The 22,033-nt window shown below is 63.6% G+C and carries 24 protein-coding genes and 2 pseudogenes; 18 read left to right on the top strand and 8 right to left on the bottom strand.

From position 1 onward, the window contains the following. Positions 1 to 227 precede the first annotated feature (227 nt). The 10 genes from atpD to SAMIE_RS21945 all read left to right on the top strand — a co-directional run bounded on the left by atpD (position 228) and on the right by SAMIE_RS21945 (position 8,465). On the top strand, positions 228 to 1,640 hold the full coding sequence (atpD, locus tag SAMIE_RS21990) for a F0F1 ATP synthase subunit beta (RefSeq protein ID WP_037448022.1): 1,413 nt from the start codon (positions 228 to 230) through the stop codon (positions 1,638 to 1,640). Beyond that, positions 1,637 to 2,047 carry a F0F1 ATP synthase subunit epsilon gene (locus tag SAMIE_RS21985; protein WP_037448025.1) on the top strand — a complete coding sequence of 137 codons (411 nt, stop codon included), beginning with the start codon at positions 1,637 to 1,639 and terminating at the stop codon, positions 2,045 to 2,047. The genes atpD and SAMIE_RS21985 overlap by 4 nt, the downstream gene beginning before the upstream one ends. After that, positions 2,044 to 2,319 (top strand): AtpZ/AtpI family protein, encoded by a 276-nt coding sequence (locus tag SAMIE_RS21980; protein ID WP_021245229.1) that lies wholly within the window; start codon positions 2,044 to 2,046, stop codon positions 2,317 to 2,319. The genes SAMIE_RS21985 and SAMIE_RS21980 overlap by 4 nt, the downstream gene beginning before the upstream one ends. Continuing rightward, a complete protein-coding gene (locus SAMIE_RS21975; protein WP_017501319.1) occupies positions 2,316 to 2,582 on the top strand; it encodes an ATP synthase subunit I in 267 nt (88 codons plus the stop codon). The genes SAMIE_RS21980 and SAMIE_RS21975 overlap by 4 nt, the downstream gene beginning before the upstream one ends. Further along, positions 2,579 to 3,280, top strand: a complete 702-nt coding sequence (locus SAMIE_RS21970) for a F0F1 ATP synthase subunit A (RefSeq protein ID WP_021245230.1) — start codon at positions 2,579 to 2,581, stop codon at positions 3,278 to 3,280. The genes SAMIE_RS21975 and SAMIE_RS21970 overlap by 4 nt, the downstream gene beginning before the upstream one ends. Beyond that, positions 3,277 to 3,519: a F0F1 ATP synthase subunit C gene (locus SAMIE_RS21965; RefSeq protein ID WP_017501321.1), complete on the top strand. Its 243-nt coding sequence runs from the start codon at positions 3,277 to 3,279 to the stop codon at positions 3,517 to 3,519. Before SAMIE_RS21970 ends, SAMIE_RS21965 begins: the two co-directional genes overlap by 4 nt. 1 nt (position 3,520) lies before the next feature. Then, positions 3,521 to 4,270 (top strand): F0F1 ATP synthase subunit B family protein, encoded by a 750-nt coding sequence (locus SAMIE_RS21960; protein ID WP_021245231.1) that lies wholly within the window; start codon positions 3,521 to 3,523, stop codon positions 4,268 to 4,270. Continuing rightward, positions 4,254 to 5,774 carry a F0F1 ATP synthase subunit alpha gene (locus tag SAMIE_RS21955; RefSeq protein ID WP_021245232.1) on the top strand — a complete coding sequence of 507 codons (1,521 nt, stop codon included), beginning with the start codon at positions 4,254 to 4,256 and terminating at the stop codon, positions 5,772 to 5,774. The genes SAMIE_RS21960 and SAMIE_RS21955 overlap by 17 nt, the downstream gene beginning before the upstream one ends. Further along, positions 5,771 to 6,619: a F0F1 ATP synthase subunit gamma gene (locus tag SAMIE_RS21950; RefSeq protein ID WP_021245233.1), complete on the top strand. Its 849-nt coding sequence runs from the start codon at positions 5,771 to 5,773 to the stop codon at positions 6,617 to 6,619. Before SAMIE_RS21955 ends, SAMIE_RS21950 begins: the two co-directional genes overlap by 4 nt. Before the next feature lie 79 nt (positions 6,620 to 6,698). Then, a complete protein-coding gene (locus SAMIE_RS21945) occupies positions 6,699 to 8,465 on the top strand; it encodes an oleate hydratase (RefSeq protein ID WP_066701150.1) in 1,767 nt (588 codons plus the stop codon). Between the two features lie 143 nt (positions 8,466 to 8,608). Here the strand turns inward: SAMIE_RS21945 and SAMIE_RS21940 are convergent, their stop codons facing one another. The 6 genes and pseudogenes from SAMIE_RS21940 to SAMIE_RS21920 form a co-directional block, all read right to left on the bottom strand. Then, complete coding sequence (locus SAMIE_RS21940; RefSeq protein ID WP_030541612.1) at positions 8,609 to 9,229, bottom strand: response regulator transcription factor; 621 nt, start codon at positions 9,227 to 9,229, stop codon at positions 8,609 to 8,611. Positions 9,230 to 9,573: 344 nt separating this feature from the next. Further along, the gene (locus SAMIE_RS23885; protein WP_140159542.1) at positions 9,574 to 9,849 is read right to left on the bottom strand and encodes a hypothetical protein; all 276 of its coding nucleotides are present in this window, start codon (positions 9,847 to 9,849) and stop codon (positions 9,574 to 9,576) included. Then, positions 9,823 to 10,019, bottom strand: a pseudogene (locus SAMIE_RS21935) (hypothetical protein); the annotation flags it as partial. The pseudogene SAMIE_RS21935 and the gene SAMIE_RS23885, both read right to left, overlap by 27 nt. A 147-nt stretch (positions 10,020 to 10,166) precedes the next feature. After that, positions 10,167 to 11,073: pseudogene (locus tag SAMIE_RS21930) on the bottom strand (ribose-phosphate pyrophosphokinase); the annotation flags it as partial. Continuing rightward, complete coding sequence (locus SAMIE_RS21925) at positions 11,070 to 12,608, bottom strand: thymidine phosphorylase family protein (protein ID WP_066701149.1); 1,539 nt, start codon at positions 12,606 to 12,608, stop codon at positions 11,070 to 11,072. The gene SAMIE_RS21925 and the pseudogene SAMIE_RS21930, both read right to left, overlap by 4 nt. After that, positions 12,605 to 14,065, bottom strand: coding sequence for an MBL fold metallo-hydrolase RNA specificity domain-containing protein (locus SAMIE_RS21920; RefSeq protein WP_171012665.1), 1,461 nt, complete (start codon positions 14,063 to 14,065; stop codon positions 12,605 to 12,607). The genes SAMIE_RS21925 and SAMIE_RS21920 overlap by 4 nt, the downstream gene beginning before the upstream one ends. Positions 14,066 to 14,317: 252 nt before the next feature. Between SAMIE_RS21920 and SAMIE_RS21915 the strand changes: the two genes are divergently transcribed. The 7 genes from SAMIE_RS21915 (at position 14,318) to SAMIE_RS21880 (ending at position 19,448) form a co-directional block, all read left to right on the top strand. Further along, the gene (locus tag SAMIE_RS21915) at positions 14,318 to 14,587 is read left to right on the top strand and encodes a DUF2933 domain-containing protein (RefSeq protein WP_066701148.1); all 270 of its coding nucleotides are present in this window, start codon (positions 14,318 to 14,320) and stop codon (positions 14,585 to 14,587) included. Beyond that, positions 14,584 to 15,312, top strand: coding sequence for a methyltransferase family protein (locus SAMIE_RS21910; RefSeq protein WP_083216029.1), 729 nt, complete (start codon positions 14,584 to 14,586; stop codon positions 15,310 to 15,312). The genes SAMIE_RS21915 and SAMIE_RS21910 overlap by 4 nt, the downstream gene beginning before the upstream one ends. A 412-nt stretch (positions 15,313 to 15,724) precedes the next feature. After that, positions 15,725 to 16,066, top strand: a complete 342-nt coding sequence (locus SAMIE_RS24180; protein WP_076605463.1) for a winged helix-turn-helix transcriptional regulator — start codon at positions 15,725 to 15,727, stop codon at positions 16,064 to 16,066. Between the two features lie 697 nt (positions 16,067 to 16,763). After that, positions 16,764 to 17,111: an IS66-like element accessory protein TnpA gene (gene tnpA, locus SAMIE_RS21895; protein ID WP_019052499.1), complete on the top strand. Its 348-nt coding sequence runs from the start codon at positions 16,764 to 16,766 to the stop codon at positions 17,109 to 17,111. 44 nt (positions 17,112 to 17,155) lie between these two features. After that, the gene (gene tnpB / locus SAMIE_RS21890) at positions 17,156 to 17,449 is read left to right on the top strand and encodes an IS66 family insertion sequence element accessory protein TnpB (protein ID WP_232037497.1); all 294 of its coding nucleotides are present in this window, start codon (positions 17,156 to 17,158) and stop codon (positions 17,447 to 17,449) included. Between the two features lie 71 nt (positions 17,450 to 17,520). Beyond that, on the top strand, positions 17,521 to 19,185 hold the full coding sequence (gene tnpC / locus SAMIE_RS21885; protein WP_019052497.1) for an IS66 family transposase: 1,665 nt from the start codon (positions 17,521 to 17,523) through the stop codon (positions 19,183 to 19,185). Between the two features lie 17 nt (positions 19,186 to 19,202). Beyond that, a complete protein-coding gene (locus SAMIE_RS21880) occupies positions 19,203 to 19,448 on the top strand; it encodes a hypothetical protein (protein WP_019052496.1) in 246 nt (81 codons plus the stop codon). Between the two features lie 24 nt (positions 19,449 to 19,472). Here SAMIE_RS21880 and SAMIE_RS21875 read toward each other — a convergent pair whose 3' ends face one another. Further along, positions 19,473 to 19,781: a hypothetical protein gene (locus tag SAMIE_RS21875; RefSeq protein ID WP_066701147.1), complete on the bottom strand. Its 309-nt coding sequence runs from the start codon at positions 19,779 to 19,781 to the stop codon at positions 19,473 to 19,475. A gap of 154 nt (positions 19,782 to 19,935) precedes the next feature. Here SAMIE_RS21875 and SAMIE_RS21870 point away from each other — a divergent pair, with 154 nt between their 5' ends. Then, positions 19,936 to 20,205, top strand: coding sequence for a hypothetical protein (locus tag SAMIE_RS21870; protein WP_066701146.1), 270 nt, complete (start codon positions 19,936 to 19,938; stop codon positions 20,203 to 20,205). 15 nt (positions 20,206 to 20,220) lie between these two features. Here SAMIE_RS21870 and SAMIE_RS21865 read toward each other — a convergent pair whose 3' ends face one another. Next, the gene (locus SAMIE_RS21865; RefSeq protein WP_066701145.1) at positions 20,221 to 21,519 is read right to left on the bottom strand and encodes a hypothetical protein; all 1,299 of its coding nucleotides are present in this window, start codon (positions 21,517 to 21,519) and stop codon (positions 20,221 to 20,223) included. Positions 21,520 to 22,033: the final 514 nt, after the last annotated feature.

The raw sequence follows: 22,033 nt of genomic DNA, 5'->3' as shown, positions 1-22,033 counted from the left end.
TAGCGCCCTGGCCTGAGGCCCATCGCGTCGCGCCGCCGTTATTCGGCGAGGCTGAATCAGAGAGAATCGGTAACTCTACGTATGCCGAATCTGCGGCTTGCCTGCGACGCTCAGCCAATGCACTTTTGGCTTGTCGTCCATGTCGTGCCCGCGGGCAGCGACTTCTACCCGTCCCGTCATGATCGCGGCACGGTCGGGCATGATTATGGTCTGACCCGGCAACCGGCATGGGCGTGATACCGTCCATAGCCAGGCTCGGCCGGATTGCGGCGCTGCGCGGTCCCGTCCTCGACGTCGAGTTCGACGAAGGGCCGCTGCCCGCGGTCAATGAAGCGCTGCGCGTCGATGCATCGTCAGGCCCGCTGGTCGCGGAAGTGCAGAGCCATATCGATGACCGCACCGTCCGCGCCGTCGCGCTTCAGCCGACCTCCGGTCTCGCTCGTAATGTCGGCGTGACGGCCTTGGGCGCCCCCATCGCGGTCCCGGTCGGAGACAAGGTTCTGGGGCGGCTCCTTACGCCGACCGGGCAGGTGGGTGACGGCGGCGCGCCGCTTGGGCCGGATGTTCCATTGAGGCCCATTCACCGCGCACCCCCGCCGCTCGAAGACCAGAACGCGGCGACGGCGATGTTCGAGACTGGCATCAAGGTCATCGATCTGCTCGCGCCGCTCGCCCAGGGTGGCAAGGCGGCGATGTTCGGGGGCGCGGGGGTGGGGAAGACCGTGCTGGTGATGGAACTCATCAACGCGATGGTCGCGCGCTATGAAGGTGTTTCCGTCTTTGCCGGCATCGGAGAGCGATCGCGCGAGGGCCATGAGCTGCTCACGGACATGCGCGGCTCGGGCGTGATCGACAAGACCGTGCTCGTTTTCGGGCAGATGAACGAGCCGCCGGGCGCGCGCTGGCGGGTAGGGCTGACCGCGCTCACCATCGCCGAATATTTCCGCGACGAGCAGAAGCGCAATGTCCTGCTGCTCATGGATAATGTGTTCCGCTTCGTCCAGGCCGGCAGCGAAGTCTCCGGCCTGCTCGGACGCATGCCTTCACGCGTCGGCTACCAGCCGACGCTGGCCAGCGAAGTGGCCGCGCTGCAGGAGCGCATCGCCTCGGTGCATGGAGCGGCGGTGACCGCGATCGAGGCGGTCTATGTGCCCGCCGACGATTTCACCGACCCTGCGGTCACCGCCATCTCCGCCCATCTCGACAGTTCCATTCTGCTCTCGCGCGCCATGGCGGCCGAAGGCATCTATCCCGCGGTCGATCCCCTGGGATCCTCGTCGATCCTGCTCGATCCGCAGGTCGTGGGCGATCATCATTACGCGCTCGCCCAGCAGGTCCGGGAGACGATCGCGCATTATCGCGAGCTCCAGGACATCATCTCGCTGCTCGGTATCGAGGAGCTGGGCCGCGAGGATCGGCTGATCGTCGGCAGGGCGCGGCGGCTGCAGCGCTTCCTGACCCAGCCCTTCATGGTGACCCAGGCCTTCACCGGGCAAGCCGGCCGTTCTGTGGGGCTGGCCGATACGCTGAAGGGCGTCGCGGCCATCCTGGCCGGCGCGACCGACGACTGGCCCGAGAGCGCCTTCTACATGGTAGGCGATATTGAAGAGGCACGCTCTCGCGTGGGGCAGGGCGCATGAAGCTGCGGATCACCGATCCGACCGCGATCCTCGTCGACACGGACGTCAGGTCGGTTCGCGCCGAGGATGCCAGCGGCAGTTTCGGCATCCTGTCGGGCCACGCCGATTTCCTGACCGCGCTTGGCGTCTCGATCGTCTCCTGGCGGGGCGCCGATGGCGCTCCAGGCTATTGCGCGGTGCGCAACGGCATTCTGACCGTAAGCCACGGCACGGGGGTCGCGGTCGCGACGCGCGAAGGCCATGTCGGCGATGACCTCGGAACGCTCGAGCATGACGTGCTCGCGCGCTACCGCGAGCGCGACGAGGGCGAACGATCCGAACGGACCGCGTCGGCGAAGCTCAGGATGCAGGCGATCCGCCATATGGTCGAGGCCCTGCAGGGTGGTGGCCGGGAGCTTGGTCTGTGACCGCGGACAAGCCCGAGCAGCCGATCGTCGAAGCCATCCGGACCCGCGCGGAACGGCGGCGGCTTGCGCAGCGGCTTCCTTCCGTCGCCCGCAATCTCGGCCAGATCGGCGTGCTCGGCTGGCAGATCGTCCTGCCCGCGCTGGTCGGTCTCGCGATCGGCCGCTGGCTCGACCACCGGCTGGATAGCGGCATCTTCTGGACCGCGCCGCTCCTGCTCGTCGGGCTCGCCCTCGGCTGCTGGTCGGGCTGGCGCTGGATGCACCGGCAATGAGCCAGCTCTCCCCCATCCTGTTCCTGGCCCTCGGATTTGCGGTCGGCCTCGCCCATTTCGCGGCCATCGCCAGAGAAGCCGACCTCGTCACCCATGGCGGCCCGGCATCGCGCGCGATCCTGCTCAGGCTCGGGCGTCTCGCCGTCACTATTCTGGTTCTCGTCATCGCCAGCCGGCAAGGGTGGCCGGCGCTTCTTGCCGCAACAACCGGCTTCATGGGCGGGCGCCAGATCATGCTCCACCGGCTCGGAGGCGCCCGATGAAATTCGCGTCACCACTTGAAAGCCATGTGCTGTTCGCGATCGGTCCGGTGCCGATCAGCCAGCCGGTCGCCACGACCTGGGGCATCATGGCCTTCCTTACAATCGGAAGCTGGCTGCTGACCCGCCGCCTTGCGTTACGCCCAACCCGAGCCCAAGCGGCGCTCGAGCTGGTCGTCGAGACCGTCGCCGGCCAGATCCGCGAGACGATGGAGGCGGAACCGCAGCGTTATCTGCCGCTGATCGGCACGCTGTTCCTGTTCCTGCTGGTCGCCAACTGGTCGTCGCTGATCCCCGGCGTCGAGCCGCCGACCGCGACCCTCGAAACCGACGCGGCGCTGGCGCTGATCGTCTTCGGCGCGACGCTCTGGTTCGGCGTCCGCGCGCTCGGGCCCAGGGCCTATCTCGCGACCTTCGCGCGCCCCTCGATCCTGCTCGCCCCGCTCAATATCGTCGAGCTCTTCACCCGCAGCTTCTCGCTGATGGTGCGCCTGTTCGGCAACGTCATGAGCGGCGTCTTCATGATCGGCGTCGTGCTGAGCCTCGCCGGGCTGCTCGTCCCGATCCCGCTCATGGCGCTCGAAATGCTGACCGGCGCGGTCCAGGCCTACATTTTCGGCGCGCTCGCCATGGTCTTTATCGGGAGCGCTATCAGCGAGAACGGCGCCCGCCCGCCATCCAAACAGGAGTCCCCCGCATGAACTGGATCCATCTCGCCAGCATCCTCGGAGCCGCTTTCGCGATCTCGATCGGCGCAATCGCCCCGGCGCTCGGGCAGGGCAGGGCCGTCGCCGCCGCGATGGACGCGATCGCGCGCCAGCCCGAAGCCGCCAACACCGTCTCGCGCACGCTGTTCGTGGGCCTCGCGATGATCGAGACGATGGCGATCTACTGCCTCGTGATCGCGCTGCTGCTGCTCTTCGCCAACCCGTTCGCCTGACATGCGGATCGACTGGTGGACGCTCGCGCTGCAGGCGGTCAATGTCCTCATCCTCGTGTGGCTGCTCGGACGCTTCCTGTTCCGTCCGGTGATGGATGCCATCGCTGCCCGCCAGGCATCGGCCCAGGCGCTGCTCGACGAAGCGCGGGAGGCAAAGGACCGGGCACAGGCCGAAGCGCAGGCGCTCAAAACGCAGAATGACGGCTTCGTCGCGGATGCGGCGGCTCGCCGCGCCGAGATCCGGACCGAGGCCGAAGCGGAGCGCCAGCGCCTCCTCGCGCAGGCCAGGCTCGAGGCGGACGCCGTCGTCGAGCAAGGCCATGCGGCGATCGATGCCGAACGCGGGCGGGTGGCGGCGCAGTGGCGGGAAAAGGCAGCGAACCTCGCCGCCTCGATGGCAGGCACGTTGCTCGCTCGTCTCCCGCCCGAGCAGACGGTGCAGGCCATGGTCGACGCGCTCAAGGCGCGGCTCGGAGACCTTTCCGAGGCGGATCGCCGCAGCCTGGCGGCCGCCGGGCCCGTCACCGTCGCGACGCCCGCGCCGCTGACGGCCGATCTGCAGACGCAGGTAGCGCGCGCGCTTGGCGAAATCCTGCCGGATACCGCGACCCCGATCTTCGCAGTCGATCCAGATCTCATCGCCGGCGCGGAGCTTCGCACGCCCCACGCCGTCGTGCGCAACAGCTGGCGCGCCGATCTCGACGCCATGGTTGAGAGCCTCAATGAAGACGATCATGCCCGGATCGCCTGAAGACTGGCTGACGCAGGCCCAGAGCTGCATCACGCGCGCCAATCTCGGGCCGCGTGTCGATGCAATTGGCCGGGTGGAATCGATCGGCGACGGCGTTGCCATGGTCTCGGGCCTTCCGGACGCGCGCCTCGACGAATTGCTCTATTTCGCCCGGGGCCAGACCGGATTCGTCCACACGCTCGACCGGGACCGGATCGGCTGCGTGCTGCTCGACGATGCCGCCCAGGTGGAGGCAGGAGACACCGTAACCGGCTCGGGCGAGGTGGTGCGCGTGCCGGTTGGCGAGGCATTGCTTGGCCGAGTCGTCGATCCGCTCGGCCGTCCGCTCGATGGGGGCGCGCCGATCCGGGCCAGGCGCTTCGATCCTGTCGAACGGCCGGCGCCGGCGATCATCGAACGCGACCTCGTCGTCCAGCCGGTGCAGACCGGCACGCTCGCAATCGATGCGATGTTCGCCATCGGCCGGGGGCAGCGCGAACTCATTCTCGGCGACCGCGCCACAGGCAAGACGGCGCTCGCGGTCGACACGATCATCAACCAGCGCACCAGCGACATGATCTGCGTCTATGTCGCGATCGGCCAGAAAAGCTCGGCGGTCGCGCGCGTGGTCGACCAGGTGCGGCGGCATGGCGCGCCGGACCGCACCATCTTCGTCGTGGCGAGCCCCGCCGCGGCGCCGGGGCTGCAATGGATCGCGCCGTTCGCGGGCTTCACGATGGCCGAGTATTTTCGGGATGGTGGCGGCCATGCGGTGGTGGTGCTCGACGATCTCACCAAGCATGCCGCGACCCATCGCGAGATCGCCCTGCTGACCGGACAGCCGCCCGGGCGCGAGGCCTATCCCGGCGACGTCTTTTTCCTCCATTCCCGCCTGCTCGAACGTGCGGCGCGTCTCTCGACGGAGAAGGGGGGCGGTTCGCTCACGGCTCTGCCGATCGCGGAGACCGATGCCGGCAACGTCAGCGCCTATATCCCGACCAATCTGATCTCGATCACCGACGGTCAGATTATTCTCGACGCGAAGCTGTTCGCGCAGGGGCACAAGCCCGCCATCGATGTGGGCACGAGCGTGAGCCGGGTCGGCGGCAAGACGCAGCTTCGCGTCCTGCGCGACGCGAGCGGGACCATGCGCCTCGACTATGCGCAGTTCCTCGAGCTCGAGATGTTCACCCGCTTCGGCGAGCAGCCCGAGCCGCGTGTCCGCGCCCAGATCGAACGCGGCAAGCGCTTGCGCGCCTTGCTCGTGCAACCGCTGTCGAGTCCACTACGGGTCGTCGACCAGGTGGCGCTGGTCGTGGCGCTCGGCGAAGGGTTGCTCGATGGCATGGCGGTCTCGGAGATATCGTCGCTCCGCACGCGGCTGCCCGCCTGGATCGACGATCACGTCCCCGATCTATGCGCGCAGATCGAGCGGACTGGACAGATCGACACCGCGCAGCGGTCCGCTCTGATGACGACGGTGAAAGCGCTGATCGAAAGCCAGCCGGCCGGTTCTGCATCATGAGCGATCGCCTCGCCGAGATCGGCCAGCGGATCGAGACCGTCCGCCAGCTCGGTGCGGTGGTCAACGCCATGCAGGGCATCGCCGCGCAGCGGGCGCATCAGGCGCGCGCGCTGCTGCCTGCGGTGCGACGCTATGCGGAGACCGCCCGCACCGCCATTGGCCAGGCGCGCCGCCTTGACGAGCCACTGGCGCGTTTTCCGGCGCGGGCGGTCGGTGGTGCGAGAGGCGGCCTTATCCTGTTCGGTGCGGAGCAAGGCTTTGCCGGGGCCTTTCCGGAGCAGCTGCTCGACGGCGCCGCGGCCGACATGCAGGACAGGCATATTCTTCTGATTGGCGCGCGCACGGCCACGCTTGCGGCCGAGCGCGGTCTGCGCATCGCATGGAGCGCGAGCATGCCGAGCAAGGCCGATGCGCTGCCCGCACTCGCGACAAGCATCATCGACGCGCTGTACGACTATCTGGACGAGGTCGGCGCGGTGCCCATCACCATGGCTTATCCGGTCTGGAGCAGCGGCAAGGGCGTCTCGATCGTGCGCGCGAGCCTCCTGCCGCTCGACCTCGACACTTTCCCCGCGTCCACGGCGGATTTGCCGCCGCTCGTCAATATCAACGCGGCGGACCTTATCGGCGACCTGACCGCGGAATATGTCTTCGCCCACATCTGCGCGGCTGCGGTCGAGACGTTCGTCGCCGAGAATGAGGCACGGCTGCGCACCATGGCGACCGCCCGCAGCCACATCGATCGCAAGGGCGAGGCCCTGCGCCTCGAGGAGCGCCTCACGCGTCAGGATCAGATCACCAGTGAAGTCGTCGAACTGAGCGGCGGGCGACATCGGCGAGAATGAATGCAGGGCAGGCATTTCTGCTGTTCAGCAAGAAACCGCAGAACCGCCATTGTCGTCGGGATCAAGGATGGAGTTGAGCATGCACTATAGTAGCGGGAACTACGAAGCTTTCGTGCGGCCCCGCAAACCTGAGGGCGCTGACAGGAAGACGGCCTGGTTCGTCGGCTCGGGTCTTGCGGGACTGGCAGGCGCGGCGTTCCTGATCCGCGACGGCGGCGTCGCCGGCGAGCATATTACCATCCTTGAGGAGCTGCATGTTCCCGGCGGCGCGCTCGACGGCCTCGACGTCCCCGAAAAGGGGTTCGTCATCCGCGGAGGGCGCGAGATGGAGGAGCATTTCGAATGCCTCTGGGATCTCTATCGCTCGATCCCTTCGCTGGAGATCGAGGATGCGAGTGTGCTCGACGAATTCTACCGGCTCAACAAGGACGATCCCAATTTTTCGCTTCAACGCGTGACGCAGAACCAGGGCCAGGATGTGCCCGACAAGGCTTTGCTGACACTCGGCGGTCGCGCGCAAAAAGATCTGATCTCCGTCTTCCTCGCGACGCGGGAGGAGATGGAGAACAAGCGGATCAACGAAGTCTTCGGCGATGATTTCCTCAGGAGCAATTTCTGGCTCTACTGGCGCACCATGTTCGCCTTCGAGGAATGGCATTCCGCGCTCGAGATGAAGCTCTATCTGCATCGCTTCATCCACCATATCGGCAGTCTGGCGGATTTTTCCTCGCTCAAGTTCAACCGCTACAACCAATATGAATCGATGGTCCTGCCGTTGGTCAAATGGTTGCAGGATCGCGGTGTCAGATTTCGCTACGGCGTCGAGGTCACCGACGTCGATTTCGACATCCAGCCCGGCCGCAAGCAGGCGACCCGGATTGCCTGGATCGAAAACGGCGTCGAAGGCGGCGTCGATCTCGGCGCCGATGATCTCGTCTTCATCACCATCGGATCGCTGACCGAAAATTCCGACAATGGCGATCATCATACACCGGCCAGGCTGAATGAGGGGCCGGCGCCGGCCTGGGACCTGTGGCGCCGGATCGCGGCCAAGGACCCGGCCTTTGGTCGTCCCGACGTGTTCGGATCGCACATCCCGGAAACCAAATGGGCGTCGGCGACCATCACCACGCTCGACGCGCGCATTCCGGCGTACATTCGCAAGATCGCCAGGCGCGATCCGTTCAGCGGCACGGTGGTGACTGGCGGCATCGTCACGGTCAAGGACTCGAGCTGGCTGCTGAGCTGGACGGTCAGCCGGCAACCCCACTTCAGGAAACAGCCGAAGGACCAGATCGTCGCCTGGTTCTATGCCTTGTTCGTCGACCGGCCGGGCGACTATGTGAAGAAGCCGATGCAGGACTGCACGGGCGAGGAGATCACGCAGGAATGGCTTTATCATCTCGGCGTGCCGGTCGAGGACATCCCCGGCCTCGCCGCGACGGGGGCGAAGACCGTGCCGGTGATGATGCCCTACATCACCGCCTTCTTCATGCCGCGCCAGGCCGGCGACCGGCCGGACGTGGTGCCCGAGGGCGCGGTCAACTTCGCCTTTGTCGGCCAGTTTGCCGAGTCGAAGCAGCGTGATTGTATCTTCACGACGGAATATTCGGTGCGCACGCCGATGGAGGCCGTCTACACCCTGATGAAGGTCGAACGCGGCGTGCCGGAAGTGTTCAACTCAACCTATGATATCCGCACGCTTCTGGCCACAATCGGGCCGCTCAGGGATGGCAAAGGGATCGACATTCCCGGCCCGTCCTTCCTGCGCAAGCTGTTGATGAAGAAGCTTGAAGGCACAGAGATCGCCCAGCTGTTGGAAGAGTTTCATCTCCTTTCGCGATAGCAATCAAGCGCGACCCTTCGCCTGGGCTCACGAAAATTCCGCCAAAAGCTGATGAACAACGTCGATGCATCCCGGCAGGCACTATGTCCGCGCCATCAGGTGACACGCAGAGATTCAACCGCAGCAGCCCTGGCCGCCTTTACCTACAGCGGCCTTCCCATTCCAGCCGCAAAGGCGATCCGCAAGGTTTCGGCAAGGGTACGGACTCCAAGCTTGGACATGATGCTCGCGCGATGGACTTCGACCGTCCGTGAAGAAATGCCCAGATCATAGGCGATGGTCTTGTTCGGAAGGCCTTGCGCAAGGCCTTCGAGAACATCCCGTTCGCGCGGTGTCAGTAGATCGACCTGTCGGCATGCCTCGGCTTCTTCGAGAGCGCGCCCCTCGGCCGTGTCGATGCGCGCGAACGCTCGGTCTATCGCATCGAGCAGCAGCGCCCGTTCGATAGGTTTGGCCAGGAAATCGACAGCACCCGCCTTCATCGCTTGGACAGCAAGCGCAATGTCTCCGTTGCCGGTCAGCATCACGACTGGCATGCTTATATCCATCTGCGTCAGCGCTGCCTGAACCTGTAGACCGTTCATGTCCGGCATGTGCATGTCGAGAACGATGCTACCTCTTTCAGCTTCATCTGCAATTTTCAGAAAGTCGACTCCCGAGCCATAGGTCTCGACGGCAAATCCCGCTGTCCTTAATGTGAATCCTACAGCTTTCCTGATTGTTTCTTCGTCATCAATGACATGAACGACGCGCTTGCTCTCCATGGCCCCCCGGACGTGTTGGCATTGCTGCGCACCCCAGCGGGCACAGCTTCAAAGGGGAGACCTTCTACGGGTAGGACCATGGTCCAAGGTCAAGGCCGAAATACCGCCGCATCACAACAGGCAAGGCAGGTGCTCGGCGAGAGGGGGGTAAGCGACCCGGCATCATGTGCCGAACTTTGCGAGATGACCGCTCTTGCGAACGGGGCGGCGCTCCCTCTGGTCTCCCGGCGGCAAGGCGCCGCAAGACGCTGCCGCCGGGAGTGGGCACGCCTCTTGGGGGATGAGCGCGCTGGTTGCTCCTAAGCTCGACGCGTCATGTTGTCATGGCAAGAAGCTGATAATCGCTATTCTGTGTCAGCAGCGCGCCGTAACGCCGATGTCCGGGGCGGATCGCAGCTCCGCTCGCGCGCCGCTACGGCACGGCGAATCCGATTCAGCACGAACCGGTGATCATAGGGTTTTGAGATCGAAGGCTGATCATCGCAGAGATCGCCCGCCTTCCGTGTCGCAGTTTCGATATTCCCGGCGAGGATGGCACCGATACCGGGTTGTTCCTGACGAACCAAGGATGCCAGGCCCGCGCCGCGCTCAGCGCGATCGAGCCAGCGCAGCGCTGCCATCACATCGTCGACCGGCACCGGGATGCTGGCGGGCGACGGAGGGCCGGTTGGCCCTCGACGGCGGAGCGATCGGACGCCCAGGATGCAAGGATGGCGGGCTTCACTTCGGGCTCAAGCTGCGGGTGCCGAGCAACGATGAAGGGATCAAGGAACGAGCGTGTGTGCGACATGACATATCCTCCTTTCCTGCCGCGACTTTCTCCGAAAGCGGAGTTCCCGGAAGATTGGTTCGGACTCGCTTAGGTTCAATGAATGGGAATGCGCCCGGCGTTTGCCGGGCGTTCGTTTTCATCGTGCATTGAGCATTGAGTACTGAAGAACTGACGCGCAGCGCACCGTTCAGATCCCGCGGCGAACGGACTCCGCAATCGCCGGCATCACGTCGATATCATTCGAAGTATGTGCAACAGCGTTCGTGCTGACGATCCTCTCGACGAGCCCACCCAGGACTTGCGCTGCATCGCCGGCGAAAAGCGGATGCACGACCACGCAATCCGGTCGCGTGAACCCCATGTCGACCAGCTGGCGCGCCGCCTCGGCGAGGGTTCGGCCGGATGAGGCGATATCGTCGACCAGCACCGGCTGGCGATCGAGAAACGCTGGGGCATTCGGAATCGAGATGGTGACGTCACGGTCGCCGGACCGGATTTTCTCGCACACGAGAAACGGAGCATCGGCATCGGCCGCCACCTGCGAGACCCACTGTTCGCTTTCCAGGTCCGGACCGATGATCAGCGGACGAGCGACATTGCGCTTGATCCACGAGGCCAGAAGCGGCGCGGCATGAACGACCTGGGTCGGGATGCGGTAGATTTCCGACAACGCATGATAGCGATGGAGATGCGGATCAACCGTCACCAGCCAGTCGAGATGGCGAGACAGGATCGCGGCAAAGGTTCGCGACGTCACCGCCTCGCCGGGATGGAAGCGAATGTCCTGGCGCATGTAAGCGAGGTAGGGGGCGACGAGCCCGATCCTGCGAGCGCCCAGATCGCGCGCGGTGTCGGCTGCGAACAGCAGCGGCAACAGCTTGGCGTCCGGATGATCGAGACTGCACAGCAGGATGACCTCGCGGTCGCTGATGTCGCTTACGACCCTGAGATAGGTTTCCCCGTCAGGAAACTGACGATGCTCGATCGTGCCGACCTCTGCATCGAGCGCGGCGGATAGCGGCTGTGCCAGGGCCTCGCTGCCAGACAGCGCGAACAGCACGGGACGGTTCATAGCGCTTCAATCCCGAAGATCGGCCCGTCGCTCACCGCATAGGCCGCCGCATAGTCGAGCTCGCCCGGGCTCTCGGCATGAATGGTGCACAAGGGAGCCCCGGCATCCACCATCTGGTTCAGCCGACACTGCAGCGCGACGCCGGCGGCCTTGGCCATCGGCGCGCCGGCAAGCTTCGCGACCGTCGCGAGCTTGCGATTGTCGATACTCACCAGGCGGCCGCTATAGGGAGCGATCATATCCTGTTGGAACCGGGCGACCGGTGGAGCCCGCATGCCGCCCTGCGCTTCGCAGATACGTTGGAACTTGGCCCAGGCCCGGCCGCTTTCGAGGCACGCCCGCGCACGCGCATAACCTTCGCGGGCCGGGGCTGCGTCCGCGAGCTCAAGCAGTCCTCCCGCCAGCTCGCAGGCCCGGTGGGCGAGATCCTCGGCGCCCGGCTGCCCCTGGAGCACGGCAAGGATATCCTGCGCCTCGAGCGCCGGACCGATGCCCCGTCCGATCGGCTCGGCGCCGGGGCCGCGCATCACGCGCGTGCGAAGCCCGAAGGCTTGGGCGACCGAGCTCAGCGCGCGCTCGAGCGTGTCGGCGGCATCGGCGCCGCGTACCTTCGCCGTCGGCCCAACCGGGATGTCGATGACCAGATGGGTCGCACCGGCCGCGATTTTCTTGGACAGCACCGAGGCGACCATCTGCCCGACGGCATCGATATCGAGCACCCGTTCCACGCCGATGATCACATCGTCGGCCGGACTGAGATTAACGGCGCCGCCCCAGGCGATGCAGCCGCCTTCGCGCTCGACCACTTTGCGGATTGCGGAAACGTCGAGGTCGACAGGGGCCAGCACCTCCATCGTGTCCGCCGTGCCGGCCGGCGAGGTGATCGCCCGCGACGATGTCTTCGGCATGATGAGGCCCTCGGCGGCCATGATCGAGACGATGATCGGCGTGGTGCGATTGCCCGGCAATCCACCGACGCTATGCTTGTCGACGATGACCTCTTCGGGCCACTGCAATCGCTCGCCGACATCGACCATCGCCCTGGTCAGGCTGATCGTTTCGTCCGTATCGAGCGGGACCGCTGAGCAGGCCGTGACGAACGCCGAGAGATGGACATCGCTATAGCGTCGCTCGGCGATGTCGGTGATGATCGCTGAAAAAGCCCCATCGGAAAGCCGATTGCCATAGACGCGCCGACGCACGTCGCTGAGCGAGGCGAGAGGCTGGGCGTGCGCGATCTCGACCGGATCGCCGTCACTGACGCCGAGCCGCTGCCAAGCGGATTCGGACAGGCCGATCTCGCCTGGCGCTGGAGCCTCCGCGGAACTATGCAGCAGCGAGACGACGATTTCCCGCCCGCCGGCGCGCAGCGCAACTTGCGCGCGCGACGCGAGACCTTCCGAGCGGCAGACCGGACAGTCGTGGCGCATGACCGCGATCTGATCGCTTCCGGCAGCCGACAGGCCGATGCGGTGTGCCCGCAGCGTCGTCGCGACAGGCTCTGCTTCGGCGTCCTCGATAATCCCGGGCTTCATGCGAGCATGCCCCAGCTACCCAGCGCCGGTACGCTGCATGCCCAGCCCAGCTCCTCCGAGACGCGCTTTGCCAGAACCTGGGCGCCGGTCGGCTCGCCATGGGTGACATAGACATGGCGTGGGGCCTCGTGCAGAGACCCGAGCCAGCGCATCAGCTCGTCACTGTCGGCATGGGCCGAGAGCATCGTCAGGTTGGCGACCTCGGCTTCGACCGGGATATACTCACCGTGGATCTTGATCGTCCGGGCGCCTCCGATCATGGCGGCGCCGCGGGTGCCCGCCGCCTGGAAGCCCGAGAAGAGGATGAGGTTCTTCCCATCCGGCGCGAAGCGCTTGAGATGGTGGAGCACGCGGCCGCCCGTCGCCATTCCACTGGCCGAGATGATGACCTTAGGGGCGGGGTTGGCGGTGAGTTCTTTGGATTCTTCCACTTCGCGCACATAGTGCGCGACCCCGCACGCCGCTTCACACTCGGCGCGTGTCAGGCGATGCTCGTCCATGAAATCGCACATCAGCCCGCTCGCGTTGATCGCCAGCGGGCTGTCGAGGAAGATCGGGATGTCGCGCAGACGGCCTTCGGCGCGCAGCCGGGAAAAATGGTAGAGCAGGGACTGGACGCGGCCCACGGCGAAGGCGGGGATCACCACGGTCCCGCCACGCTTGACGCACCGTTCGACATGGTCCCCCAGGGTCTTGGTCGGATCGACCTGTTCGTGGCGGCGATCGCCATAGGTGGATTCCACGAGGACATAATCGGCACGGGCAGGTGGCTCGGGATCCTTCATGACTGCGTCGCCATAGCGCCCGACATCACCTGAGAAGAGGATCGTGCGGCCCTTCCAATCGATCTCGATCGAGGCGGCGCCGAGGATGTGGCCGGCGCGATGATAGCGCGCCCTGATGCCGTCCGCGATCGGGTGCCACGCCCCGAACTCGACCGTGCGGAACAGCTGCAGCGCAAGGCGGGCGTCAGCCTGCGTGTAGAGCGGCAGCGCGGGCTGGTGCCTGGAAAAGCCGTGGCGATTGGCGAACTCCGCATCCTTTTCCTGGAGGTGCCCGCTGTCGGGGAGCAGAAGCTCGCACAAAGCTTCGGTCGCCCGGGTGCTGAGGACGGTCCCGTCCCAGTCAAGGCGCGCCATGCGTGGCAGCGCGCCGGAATGATCAAGATGCGCGTGCGTCAGCAGCAACAGGCCGACATCGGCAACCTCGGGCGCGATCGGCGCCCAATTGAGGCGGCGCAAATCCCTCGGACCCTGGAACAGGCCTGAATCGACCACGACCTGCGTATCGCCGTCGTCCACCAGATAGCGCGACCCTGTCACCGTTTCCGATGCGCCGAGGAACGCGACGCCAAGGCCGTCGGCAGGTCGCGTGGCGAGGTCGATCCTTGCTTCCCGTTCGAGCAGGTTCACCCCGACATGGCCGCGGGAATGATGCTTTTTCCTTTTCTTGTGCATGAACTCTGGCCTGCCTCTCACGCTTATTGTCCTTAGCGCAGCATTGGTGGACGACCAGCGCACGCCTATACGCAAAAGCCGCAGAATGACGGCCGCGTCATGACCACTGCGTAACGCCGATAGGGATGGTGAGGTTTGTGAACCAGCCGGCATCGCCTTCTTGGGCGAATGACGGACTTCGGTCTCTACTTATACCTTGCTCCCGGGACTCGGATCTATGCTCGCAAGACATTGGCGAGAGAAGAGCGGCATATGGACGGGCATGACCATCGCATGCGCAAGCGTGGAAAGATCGTTTTGATCGGCTTCCTGCTAGTCGCGGGCTTTTTCCTCATCACCGAGCACACCGCACATTTCCTGGGTGTGTTGCCCTATCTGATCCTGCTCGCCTGTCCGCTCATGCACCTGTTCATGCATCACGGTCATGGCGGCCATCAGCATGGCCATGACCAGATGCCGGGTGCTGTCCCGACCGGACTGCCTGCGAATTCGAACGAGCGCGTGGAAGGGGGGCCGCGATGACGCATACCGATTATGGCTATGGTCTTTGGGGGCTGGCGCTGGTCAACGCCTCCGTGTTCATCCTATTCGCGTACAGCTTCTTCAAACCCGCCACCGGGCGCGACTGGCGCAGCTTCGGCGCATTCAGCGCATTCATCGTTGCACTCTTCGCCGAAATGTATGGCTTCCCGCTCACCATCTTCTTGCTCTCGGGTTGGCTCCAGTCGCATTTCCCCGGCCTCGACTGGTGGAGCCACGATGCCGGCCATCTGCTCGAGATGATGTTCGGCTGGAGGGTCAACCCACATTTTGGCCCGTTCCATCTTGCCAGCTTCGTGCTGATCGGCGCGGGCTTCTGGCTGATCTCGGCCGGATGGGCGCCGCTTCACGCAGCCCAGCGCGTTCACAAGCCCGCAACGACGGGAATCTATGCCAAGGTTCGCCATCCGCAATATATCGGGTTCATCCTCGTGATGCTCGGATTTCTGCTGCAATGGCCGACGTTACTGACGCTCGCCATGTTTCCGGTGTTGGTGGTGATGTATATTCGCCTTGCCCGGCATGAGGAGAAGGCGGCGCTCGCGGAATTTGGCCAGGCATATCGTGCGTATATGGACCGCGTACCCGCCTTTGTTCCGCGGCTACGTGGTCGGTCGGCTCGTTTCTCCGACTCCAACCCCGCTCGGGGGGAGGCGGCAGGTAAGGCGATGAGGCCCGAAGAGCAAGCTCCGCCGCGCCGAGGCTGAGGGGTTGGACGCTTCGCCGCGTATTATATTCGAACGGTGACGCACGCATCAGGCGCGTTGCACTGCGGTACTTTGATTTGTCGGGAGTAGCTTCACTTGATTTGGCGGATCGCGTGACATGAAATCCGTCGTGGTGCCCCAGAGTCGTCCCTCATCGGACCTTCGCGCATCGGCAAATCGTGATGTCAAAAAGCGCCTTCCCTCATCTGCTCTTCACTGGGACGAAGACGTACCAAGGCAGTGGTGGTCACAAGTTCGGCCGCTCGCCGCCGCCGTTCGCGCACGCCCTCCGCAATTGTCCATGAGCGGGTCGGCGACCCTCCAAGCACCGCCAAGCCGGGCCCGACGGAACCGCGAACGGCGTAGCTGACTCAGTCCGGCCGTGCGCCTTTTAGGGTGAGAAAGTAACTGGATGTGCATCGAGTCAGAAAGACAGCTTTTTCAAGCGATAGACCCTGCGGCGGCCGACGCGATATTCCATACATTGAGTGCCCGATGGGTGTTGCACATCCTGGTAGCCCTGAGCAAAGACGAGCTGCGATTTACATCCATTCGTCGAGCCATACCGAAAATCAGCGCTAATGTGCTCACGGTCCGCCTACGGGAATTGGAAGGCGTATCTCTGGTCTCGCGAATGATGTCGCCACCGCCTGAATCCTATCAACTCTATGGCTTGGGGCCATTGGCGCATGGTTTGAGACCTGCGCTCCAACATCTGGAGCAATGGAGGACTAAGCTCAGCTTACTCGAATGAAATGCAGCGTTTTAGGTCGATGCTTTATCGTCGACTGCGTTGAGACCACTCAACAGTGGATTTCCTGCTCCCCCGTGGTTGGCCCCTCGGCAGGAGAACAGCCGCGATCTCATCGTAGCTGATCGGGTGGACACGGTCGCTCGTGCGGAAACGCGCGATGTCCAACGTGTCGTCGCCGAACGTCACAGCAATCGAGTTTATGAGATAGGCTCGCTCCCGGGAGTAGGGCAGCATCCAGATCACTCGTTTTGTCGCGATATTTTGGCGTAGTCTGGTCAGTTTGAGCGTTAGCTGTCGGCTCGGCTGATCGTTGGATCCGACGGCGAGGACGGTGGTGCCATATAGCCTGGCGGGTTTACGCCACGCCAGTATCTGGTCGATGGTAGCGCCTGCCTCGACCACCGAATCGCACCCACTGGCGTATCGGTTATTGATCGCTCCCGACAGTCCGACGCCAATGCTGTCACCGATAACAAGGCACGCGAACATGCACATCCTCGTGTAGAGAGGCGACTGAGATTGCCGGACGGTACAGAACTTGGAACCAACTCGGCCTTGCTTAGTCTTCCATTGCCATAACGTGTGCAGCAAGCGCCGACACGTCGGCATGGCCGTATGCATCCGGCGAGACGCGCCTTGTCGTGAGGTAGGGGCCTGCTCTTAAGAACGCTCTCGAGAGCACGCTTAGGAGCAGTGGATGCGGCAGATCACGGTGATGACTGGGCCGGAACGGCGGCGGCGCTGGAGCGACGAGGAACGGCTCCAGATTTTGGCAGAAGCCTTTGCGCCTGGGGCCAGCGTTTTGGCTGTGGCGCGTCGGCACGATATTTCCACGGCGCGCATTTACACGTGGCGCAACAAGCTGCGGCAGCCGCCCGCCCTGACGGAGTTCGCCCAGGCGGTGGTTGACGATGGCGAACAGCAGAATGCGCACCAGGCCGCAATGCCGGTAATCATCGTGGATCTGGGTGGCAAAGGGCGCGTGAGCATATCTGCGTCGGCACCAGCTGCCTTGGTGTCGGCAGCGCTCAAGGCCCTGCGATGATCCCAGCTGGCGCGCGGGTGTGGATTGCGATGGGCCACACAGATATGCGGCGCGGCATGCAGAGCTTGGCAGCAATGGTGCAGCAGAGCTTCTCGCGAGACCCATTTGCCGGCGATCTTTGGGTCTTTCGCGGGCGCAGCGGGGCGCTTGTGAAGATAATCTGGCACGACGGCCTGGGGATGTCGTTATATTCGAAGCGATTGGAACGAGGGAAGTTCATTTGGCCCGCCGCGAAGGACGGCGTGGTGTCGCTGACGAGCTCACAGCTGGCCTGTCTGCTCGACGGAGTGGACTGGCGGAACCCGCAATATAGCTGGCGCCCACAGAGCGCAGGATAGGCGCAGATTTTCTCGGCGGAGGCTGCATTTTCCGCTTCATCCGGGAGGTTTTCTATGATTCCATCCAAGTTGTGGACGCCGCCGTTTCGCCCCTGCCTGACGATATCGAAGCGCTCAAGGCGTTGGTACGGCTCAGTGCGCAGCGCGCCGATGAAGCCGAACAGCGGGCCACGAGCGCTGAAGCAGAACTGGCCAATGCCCGTGCCCGGGAGAGCGCCACCGAGGCGTTGATCTCGCACTACAAGTTGCAGATCGCCAAGCTCAGGCGCGAGCAGTACGGCCCCAGCGCCGAACGCACCCGCCGGCTTCTTGCGCAGATGGAGTTTGAGCTCGAAGATTTGGAGGCCGACGCCGCCGAAGATAATCTGGCCGCCGAGACCGCCGCGACAAAGGCGACGAACGTCACCGCCTTTGAGCGCAAGAGGCCAGTTAAAAAACCGTTCCCCGACCATTTGCCCCGCGACCGCGTCGTCGTTCCGGCGCCCTGTTCCTGTCCGGCCTGTGGCGGCATGCGCCTGTCGAAGCTGGGCGAGGATGTAACCGAGACGCTGGAGGTAATCCCGCGTGCCTGGAAGGTCATCCAGACCGTACGCGAGAAGTTCTCCTGCCGTGACTGCGAGAAGATCACGCAGCCGCCCGCGCCATTCCATGTCGTGCCGCGTGGCTGGGCAGGGCCAAGCTTCCTCGCCATGCTGCTGTTCGAGAAGTATGGGCAGCACCAGCCGCTCAACCGCCAGGCGGAGCGCTTCGCTCGCGAAGGCGTGCCGCTGAGCGTCTCCACGCTTGCCGATCAGGTTGGTGCGGCGTCCTTCGCCTTGATGCCCATCTTTCGGCTGATCGAGGCCCATGTCTTTGCCGCCGAGCGCGTGCATGGCGACGATACCACCGTGCCGGTCATGGCCAAGGGCAAGACCGATACCGGTAGATTATGGGATTATGTCCGGGATGACCGCCCGTTCGGCGGCGCCGATCCGCCGGCGGTGGTTTTCTATTATTCGCGCGACCGGCGCGGGGAACATCCCCAGGCGCACCTCGCGTCCTGGTCCGGGATTCTGCAGGCTGATGCCTATGCGGGCTATTTTGAGCTGTACGCTCCCAACCGCCAGCCTGGTCTCATCCTGGAGGCAGGATGCTTTGCTCACGCGCGCAGGAAGTTCTTCGAACTTGCTGACGTCGAGGGCGCTGCGCGCAAGAAGAGCCGCGGCGAGCGGACTGGCCCGATCTATCCGATTGCGCTGAAGGCGGTGCAGAAGCTGGACGCCCTGTTCGACGTTGAGCGCGGTATCAACGGCAAGACACCAGCGGAGCGGCTTGCCGCCCGTCAGGAGTTGAGCGCGCCACTGATCGCCGAACTGCACGACTGGTTGAACGCCCAACTCGCCAAGCTGTCGCGTAACCATGATCTCGCCAAGGCTATCAACTATATGCTCCGGCGCTGGGACTCCTTCACCCGCTTCCTCGTCGATGGCAGGGTATGCCTCACGAACAACGCAGCGGAACGGGCGCTACGCTGTGTGCCACTCGGGCGGAAAGCATGGCTATTTTGCGGCTCCGATCGCGGCGGTCAGCGCGCCGCCATCATGTTTTCACTCATTCAAAGCTGTCGCCTCAACGACCTCGATCCCCAGGCTTGGCTCGCCGACGTCCTTGCCCGCATCGCCGGTCATCCGGCTAATCGGCTTGGCGATCTGCTCCCATGGAATTGGAAACCAACAGCGTTGAAGCTGGAGCCGTGACCTCATAGCATCACGGCATGGAATTTGACCCGCAACCCGAACTGATTGAATCCTCTCTCTGCCGGTCCATCGAACAGGCGGGCGTACGGCTGACCATCAACATCGTGCGGCTCGCCACCGAACGTGGTTGGTCCCTCGAGGTCGTCAACGAGCACGGCACCTCGACGGTCTGGGACAATCTATTCCCCACCGACCGCGATGCCGATGCTGCATTCCGCGATGTGCTCGCTCAAGAAGGCGTCGAGGCCTTCCTCGGCAAGTAAGATGCCAAAACCCCCAGCAAACCGTCAGTAGCCGCGGTCCTCACCGGATGCGTACGCATGGCCTAGGATATAGGATGCACCCGTCTCGGAAAAGAATAGTTTGACGCGCTGCTCTTCTGAGGCGGGGGTAGAGGTCAGCACCGCCACGTCAGAATTCTTCCAGAAGGCGTCGACAAAATTTACAAGTTCAGACCAGGCCTTATCACTGTCGTCGTGAACCGTGATGCGCTCTCGCCCACGATAGAGTATCACAAGAACCGATACCTGCATGACACCTTGAAGCTCGCCCTGTGTACCTACCAATTTATGAACTGTCTCCAGGCTGCTGACCATGCTAAGCCCGACGCCGTTCGAGATCGCTGAAAATCGTCTCCAAATTGGAGCAACTTTGCGTGTGTAGTCGATTGATTGCGACTGGTGTAAGTCTCATGGAAACGACGGCCGTGGTCGACTGATACGACCAGAGCGGATGGAAGGGTTGTGAACCGTGGAACATCTTTCGGCCGCGGAGCTTCAGAATTGGATCGCGCTCTATGCCGCTGCGGGGCTTTGCTGCGCCCTTGCTCTTATCATGTCCTTGGGTTTCATCACCGTCGAGCTGTGCCGCGAACGGACATGGGAAACGGTCACCACGCCGAGGAACCTGCTCCGGCTCATCCCTAAAACCTGGTGGAGATGGCAGAAGCTGTACCTGCTTTCGACCCCTGTTACGCTTGCCATCGTGAGTGCATTCGCCATGACATTGTCTTGGCCTTAGGGCTACGCCCTTCCATCAGGATCGGTAGAACGCTTCGACGATCAGGCGCCAGATTTGTTCATCCTCAACGTCCTTCGGCGTGATTGAAAGAACGGGAGCGATCTGTTCAAGGCTCCGGCGAGCAGCCAGCTTCGGGATACGTAGCTCGACGCTCGTCTCCTCTAGAGCTTGCACTATGAATCGTCGAATCTCACCAGTAAGACGCGAGCGCGCTTCGAGGAGGAATTCCGGTCGACAGCTTCCAAGCGGGGTCAGCCGGTCAAAAACTGGCTTCTCAATTGCTAGTTCGATGCCATCTTGCATGAGGCGGTGCCTCGATCGGAGGAGGGCTCTCAACAAGGTCCTATGGAAATTGCTATCGACCGGTATGAACCTCAGACCCGAATAAATCGGTTGGGCGTAGGCTCGCAGTGGCGCATAGCCTTGCGCTTCGGGATATTGGCCGATAACGACAATCACCAGATACGGCCCTGTGATCGAGTTATCCCGCACCGATGGCGACTGGACGCGATTGGCGACTGCGATCGGCTCGGATCCTGCCGGAAAGATCGTCGAGCCTTTGAACGACTTGGCAAAGATCGTGAGAAAGCCTTGGGGTGCATGGCCGCGCGGCCATCGGCGAGATAGCGCTCGGATGCCTGCGAAGGCCCGCCTGCTGTGAAGCGCGTCGCCGTGAGTCCAGAGAACACGATCGAGTTCGATTCCAGGGGCAACTTCGATCCTCGCGGCGGCCGCTGCGAGCAGCTTGAACTCCGCGCCGATGGCACGCTCTGACGGCTCCTGATCGCTGGGGACGGCAATGTTGAGACCGGCATTGGCGATCAGCCTCCAGAGCAGGCGGGCGAGGCGCGGAACGGAAGCACTTCGCGTGCGGTCGTCGCTGGCGTCGTCATCTGGTCGTTGAGCGAGCTTTTCCGGCGCCGGGCGCAGAACCTCGAAATAGCCGACGGGGGGGTCTGCCGGCGTCTGGGCTCTCCGCGTTTCCGTGATGCGGTTCGTGGCTTGGTCCCGAAAGAAGGGACAGGACGAAACGTGTTCGGGCCGGTTTGTGCTTGTGAGCCGCCGCAGGTAATAGGTCTCCGCTTCCGACAGGAACGCGGGTGTCAAAATGGGTGGTGCCTGTTTGGTGCCACGGCAGTTGCAGGCAATCCACTTCGAGCCGATACGCGCCTGCTGCACCAACGTGATGCCGGCCTCTTCGTCATGTCGGGATCCTTCACCGATGTACCAGCGCACGAGAGCCGCCCGAAGGGGGAGCGGAAGGGGGATGCGAGCGGCGTCAAGTCCGTCGCTATGGCGATCAATCAACCACATGGACTAACCTGTCGAAGCGGGTTTCGATCCGATCGTCCCTGAAGCGTTCAGGATTGACAACAATATTCGCCCTGACCTCCACTCCCCATGAGCACGGCTAGGAGGTGCGAAATGAGATCAATCTTGCTCGTGGCGGTCGCCCTATCCGTTGCCTTTCATGGCTCGGAAGCCGGTGCCAGCCAAAAAGGCAGGGAGCGCAGGTCGGTGGAGGTGATCGTGATGGGGACGGAGCCAGCGCCGAGGGGATCTGCTGTCGATGCCACAGCTCCGCGCGCAGAGGATAACGGAGGCAATCGTCAAGTGACGGCTTCCAATTCGCTTCCTACGGCATTTCGGACCCATGACCTGAGCAGGCGTTGGGTCGCCTTTGAGATGGCGAACAGCTTCGCTGCGGCGACAGCGCAAACCGATCCCAATGACCAGGATCCCTTTGCGCATGTAGGAGTCGCGTCAACTGCGCCTCTTCAGTCGCAGGACGCCGTGTCATTCACTTCCCCAATAGCAATCCCAGGTT

Origin of the sequence: Sphingobium amiense (genome assembly GCF_003967075.1) — a bacterium.
GTDB lineage: Bacteria > Pseudomonadota > Alphaproteobacteria > Sphingomonadales > Sphingomonadaceae > Sphingobium > Sphingobium amiense.
This window is presented reverse-complemented; position numbering and strand designations above follow the sequence as displayed.